Origin of the sequence: Streptomyces sp. (assembly GCF_035563135.1) — a bacterium.
Classification (GTDB): Bacteria; Actinomycetota; Actinomycetes; order Streptomycetales; family Streptomycetaceae; genus Streptomyces.
Genome location: NZ_DATMVN010000811.1, coordinates 1 through 5,361, shown reverse-complemented (window position 1 = coordinate 5,361; position 5,361 = coordinate 1). Strand labels below are relative to the sequence as shown.

Here is a 5,361-nt window from a genome sequence, read left to right as displayed (position 1 = left end):
GGCGGTGCGGAGGCGGTCCGGCATGTGGTGAACGTCTTCCCCATCTCGTCATTTCCGCCCGGGGGCGGTTCCCTGTCCCCTGACGCTACCTCCCGGTCACGCCCCCGTCCCGTGGGGGCCGCCGGGTGTGCCGGTATCGTTGCTGACGGTCGGACCGTTCGTAGAGTTCCCCGTATCCCAGGAGGAGCTTCTTTCGTACGACCATACAAATGCACCTCCTGTACATCGCGTACCTGCTGCACCACGCGAGAAAGGGCCCCGCCGTGGCCTCCCCGCCCCCCTTCGCCGCTCCGGCCCGTGTGGTCGTGCTCGTCTCCGGCTCAGGCACGAACCTCCAGGCTCTCCTCGACGCGATCGATGACGACCCCGAGGGTTACGGGGCCCGGATCGTCGCCGTCGGCGCGGACCGCCACGGCACGGCCGGCATCGAGCGTGCCGAGCGCGCCGGGCTCCCCACCTTCGTGTGCAAGCTCGGCGAGTACGCGAACCGTGACGGGTGGGACGCCGCTCTGACCGCGGCCGTGGCGGAACACCGCCCGGACCTCGTCGTGTCCGCGGGATTCATGAAGATCGTGGGCAAGGGCTTCCTGGCCGAGTTCGGCGGCCGCGTCGTCAACACCCACCCCGCCCTGCTCCCCAGCTTTCCCGGTGCCCACGGTGTCCGCGACGCGCTCGCGTACGGCGTGAAGGTCACCGGGTGCACCGTCCACTTCGTCGACGACGGCGTCGACACCGGTCCGATCATCGCGCAGGGCGTGGTCGAGGTGACCGAAGAGGAAACGGTGGAGGGTGAAGCCGCCCTCCACGAACGCATCAAGGAAGTCGAGCGCAAGCTGCTCGTCGAGGCCGTGGGGCGGCTCGCCCGTGACGGCTATCGCATTGAGGGACGAAAGGTTCATCTCGGTCATGTCGGTGAATAAGCCCATCCGTCGCGCCCTGGTCAGCGTCTACGACAAGACGGGGCTCGAAGACCTCGCCCGCGGTCTGCACGAGGCGGGTGTCGAGCTGGTGTCCACCGGCTCCACCGCCGGGAAGATCGCAGCCGCCGGTGTGCCCGTCACCAAGGTCGAGGAGCTCACCGGCTTCCCCGAGTGCCTCGACGGCCGCGTCAAGACGCTGCACCCCCGGGTGCACGCCGGCATCCTCGCCGACCTGCGCCTGGACGCCCACCGCGAGCAGCTCGCCGAGCTCGGTGTGGAGCCGTTCGACCTCGTGGTCGTCAACCTGTACCCGTTCAAGGCGACCGTCGCCTCCGGCGCGTCCGACGACGAGTGCGTGGAGCAGATCGACATCGGCGGCCCGTCGATGGTCCGCGCCGCCGCCAAGAACCACCCGTCCGTGGCGGTGGTGACCAGTCCGGAGCGCTACGCCGACGTCCTCGCCGCGGTCAAGGCGGGCGGCTTCGACCTGACCGCCCGCAAGCGGCTCGCCGCCGAGGCCTTCCAGCACACCGCCGCCTACGACGTGGCCGTCGCCGCCTGGTTCGCCGAGGGTTACGCGGCCGCCGACGACTCCGGCTTCCCCGACTTCTCCGGTGCGACCTTCGCGCGCAAGAACGTCCTGCGCTACGGCGAGAACCCGCACCAGCCCGCCGCGCTCTACACCTCGGGCGAGGGCGGACTCGCCGAGGCCGAGCAGCTGCACGGCAAGGAGATGTCCTACAACAACTACACGGACACCGACGCCGCCCGCCGCGCGGCCTACGACCACGCCGAGCCGTGCGTCGCGATCATCAAGCACGCCAACCCGTGCGGCATCGCGATCGCCGACGACGTCGCCACGGCGCACCGCAACGCGCACGCCTGTGACCCGCTGTCCGCGTTCGGCGGCGTCATCGCCGTCAACCGGCCGGTGACCGTCGAGATGGCCGAGCAGGTCGCGGAGATCTTCACCGAGGTCATCGTCGCCCCGGCGTACGAGGACGGTGCCGTCGAGGTGCTGGCCCGCAAGAAGAACATCCGGGTGCTGCGCTGCCCCGACGCCCCGTCCGCCGAGGTCGAGGTCAAGCCGATCGACGGTGGCGCCCTGCTCCAGGTCACCGACCGGCTCCAGGCCGAGGGCGACGACCCGGCCGGCTGGACGCTGGCCACGGGTGAGGCGCTCTCCGCCGACGAGCTCAGGGAGCTCGCCTTCGCCTGGAAGGCCTGCCGCGCGGTCAAGTCCAACGCGATCCTGCTCGCCAAGGACGGTGCCTCCGTCGGCGTCGGCATGGGACAGGTCAACCGCGTCGACTCCGCGAAGCTCGCGGTCGAGCGGGCGGGCGAGGAGCGGGCCCGGGGCGCGTACGCCGCGTCCGACGCCTTCTTCCCCTTCCCCGACGGCCTGGAGATCCTCACCGCCGCCGGCATCAAGGCCGTCGCCCAGCCCGGTGGCTCGGTCCGCGACGAGCTGGTCGTCGAGGCCGCGAAGAAGGCGGGCGTGACCATGTACTTCACCGGTACGCGCCACTTCTTCCACTGACGGCACCGCACCGACACGACCGCAGGCCGCACCCGCCGGGTGCGGCCTGCGGTGCGTCCCGCCGTACGGAGACCAGTCGTCCCTCTGTTCTAATGAATGGCCTTGCCGGACCGTAGCGGGCGGGACCGGTGCGACCGGCGGTGACCGGTGTGGAATCCGTGGCGGGGGCATCGTGCTTGACCTGAACCAGAGCGGGACCGACGTGCCCGGGGCGCAGACCCCGGGGCCGGCCGGGAGTGCGCCGCACCCGGCGCCGCTGCGCCCGTACCTCATCGCCGCCGCGGTGCTGTGCGCGCTCTACTTCCTCTACGGATACCTGCGCTTCAGCCACTTCCAGTCGCCCTCCTGGGACCTGGGCATCTTCGAGCAGGAGGTGCGCGCGTACGCCGGGTTCGACGCCCCCGTCGTCGACATCAAGGGACCGGGTTACCTGATCCTCGGTGACCACTTCAGCCCCTTGGTGGCGCTCCTCGTCCCGCTCTACTGGATCTGGCCGTCCGCCCTCGCCCTGCTGTTCGCCCAGGCCGCCCTGTTCGCCGCCTCCGCGGTGATCGTCGGACGCACCGTCCAGCAGGTGCTGGGCGGCCGCTCCGGGCTCTGCGTCACCGTCGCGTACGGGCTGTCCTGGGGGCTTCAGGAAGCGGTGAAGGCCGACTTCCACGAGATAGCCCTCGCCGTCCCGCTGCTGGCCCTGGTCTGCCGGGCCCTGCTCATGGAGCGGTGGCGGGCCGTCGTCCTGTGGTCGCTGCCGCTGGTCCTGGTCAAGGAGGACCTCGGAGTCACCGTCGCTGTCGTCGGCGGACTCCTGGCCCTGTACGGGCGGCGGCTCCAGGGATTCCTGCTCGCGGCCTTCGGCGTGTGCGCGTTCGCGCTGACCGTGCTGGTGCTCATACCGGCGGCCAGCAGCGCGGGGACGTACGACTACTGGAAGAAGATCGAGGAGAACGGCGGGCAGCAGGTCTCCCCGCTCGACTCCGTGCTCGGCGTGTTCAACTCGTCCGTCAAGCTGGAGATGCTGGTCTTCCTGGTCGGCATCACCGCTTTCATGGCGCTGCGCTCCCCCCTGATCCTGCTCGTCCTGCCCACCCTCGGCTGGCGTCTGCTCTCCCAGGACTCCAACCACTGGGGCATGGTCTGGCACTACAGCGCGATCCTGATGCCGGTGGTCTTCCTGGCCATGGCCGACGGCATCCGCCGCAGCCAGGGGTCGAAGCGGCCCTGGCTCGTCTCGTATGCGAACGTCGCCGTCCCGGTGGCCGCGGCGATCGCCGTCGCCCTCACCCAGCACCTCCCGCTCCGCGACCTGCTGCGCCCGGAGACCTACCGCGCCGACGCGCGCACCCACGCGGCCGAAGCGGCGCTGGACGCCATCCCCGTGGGCGCGCGGGTGGAGACCGACATCACGCTCATGGCGCACCTGACCTCGGACCGCACGGTCCACTGGATCGGCGGGGCGCCCGGCACCGCGCCCGACGTCGTCGCGATCAACCTGGACTTCGGCTGGTCGCGGCCGATCGAGGATCCGGTGAAGTACGCCCAGCAGCTCCACCCGGAGGCGCGCTACCGGATCTCCCGGCAGGCGGGTTCCTTCGTCGTCATGGAGCGGACCACGCCGGCGCCCCGGAACGGCTGAAGGCCGCACACCCGCGGACGAGCGGGTGCTGCGGCCTTCATGCGCGGGTGCGCCGGGACGTCAGTGCTGCTGCTGGCGGGTGAACCAGGCGCCGCCGTCGGACTTCGCCACGAAGACGACGACCAGGATGGCCAGGACCGTGTGGATGAGGCCGATCAGGATGAAGGGGTAGATGCCGAGGATCGCCGTGATCACGCCGAAGACGATGGCGGTGATGCGTATTCCGTTGCCGCCCTTGCCGAACTTGGCGGCGAGGAAGACGGCGAGGACGCCCCACAGGATCGCGAAGACGACGATGCCCCACAGCGCGTTGCCCGAGTAGTCGGCGAGCTGCTGGAACTGGACGTCCTCCTTCAGCGTCGGGTCCTCCTTGGCGGCGTTCACGGCCGCGGCGGCGAGGGCGACGAAGATCGCACCGATGACCTGGAGACCGGCGATCACGAAGAGCATGACGCGGGCGGCCTTCACACCGCCCGGCATCTCGGTGGGCCCGCCGGGGTAGCCGTAACCGCCCTGGACCGGCGGTGCCTGCGGGTAGCCGTAACCCTGCTGGGGCGCACCCTGCGGGGCCTGCTGGGGGTAGCCGTAGCCCGGCTGCCCGCCCGGCTGCGCGCCCTGCTGCTGGCCGTAGGGGTTGTTGGGGTCGCCGAAGCTCATGGCGGGGTTCCTCCGTTGCGAAGTGCTGGGGACGACGCGGCCCGAGCGGAGGAATCGTGTGCAATCTGAACGGTGGTCCCCCCGACACTGTCCGCGGTGATGCGGGCCTTATCGTCGTCGTGACATCCGCATTTTGTCCAGCTGGTTGCCGAATGTGTTGTGCAAGTGCAATCTCTTGTCCACGAGGCAGACCAGGATTGGTACGCGGGCGGGGTCATCCGCGAGGATGGGTGTCATGACTGCCCAGATTCTCGATGGCAAGGCCACCGCAGCTGCGATCAAGTCCGACCTGACCGTCCGCGTGGCGGCCCTCAAGGCGCAGGGCATCACCCCCGGCCTGGGGACCCTGCTCGTCGGCGACGACCCGGGCAGCCGCTGGTACGTGAACGGCAAGCACCGTGACTGCGCCCAGGTCGGCATGGGCTCCATCCAGCGTGAACTCCCCGGCACCGCCACCCAGGAGGAGATCGAGGAGGTCGTGCGCGAGCTCAACGCCGACCCCGACTGCACGGGCTACATCGTCCAGCTGCCCCTGCCGAAGGGGATCGAGGAGAGCCGGATCCTCGAGGCGATGGACCCCGCCAAGGATGCCGACGGCCTCCACCCGGTCA

Annotated in this window: 5 protein-coding genes; 4 read left to right on the top strand and 1 reads right to left on the bottom strand. The window is 70.3% G+C overall.

The window, feature by feature from the left end:
- Window positions 1-263 precede the first annotated feature (263 nt).
- The 3 genes from purN to VN520_RS36085 all read left to right on the top strand — a co-directional run bounded on the left by purN (window position 264) and on the right by VN520_RS36085 (window position 4,093).
- Window positions 264-920 carry a phosphoribosylglycinamide formyltransferase gene (gene purN / locus VN520_RS36095; RefSeq protein ID WP_325751177.1) on the top strand — a complete coding sequence of 219 codons (657 nt, stop codon included), beginning with the start codon at window positions 264-266 and terminating at the stop codon, window positions 918-920.
- Window positions 907-2,460 carry a bifunctional phosphoribosylaminoimidazolecarboxamide formyltransferase/IMP cyclohydrolase gene (gene purH, locus VN520_RS36090; protein WP_325751175.1) on the top strand — a complete coding sequence of 518 codons (1,554 nt, stop codon included), beginning with the start codon at window positions 907-909 and terminating at the stop codon, window positions 2,458-2,460. Before purN ends, purH begins: the two co-directional genes overlap by 14 nt.
- A gap of 172 nt (window positions 2,461-2,632) precedes the next feature.
- Window positions 2,633-4,093 carry a DUF2079 domain-containing protein gene (locus VN520_RS36085; RefSeq protein WP_414720062.1) on the top strand — a complete coding sequence of 487 codons (1,461 nt, stop codon included), beginning with the start codon at window positions 2,633-2,635 and terminating at the stop codon, window positions 4,091-4,093.
- A 60-nt stretch (window positions 4,094-4,153) separates the two neighbouring features.
- Here VN520_RS36085 and VN520_RS36080 read toward each other — a convergent pair whose 3' ends face one another.
- Window positions 4,154-4,750: a hypothetical protein gene (locus VN520_RS36080; RefSeq protein ID WP_325751174.1), complete on the bottom strand. Its 597-nt coding sequence runs from the start codon at window positions 4,748-4,750 to the stop codon at window positions 4,154-4,156.
- A gap of 235 nt (window positions 4,751-4,985) precedes the next feature.
- Here VN520_RS36080 and VN520_RS36075 point away from each other — a divergent pair.
- Window positions 4,986-5,361 (top strand): tetrahydrofolate dehydrogenase/cyclohydrolase catalytic domain-containing protein (locus VN520_RS36075; protein WP_325751173.1); only part of this gene is annotated, 376 nt, incomplete at its 3' end.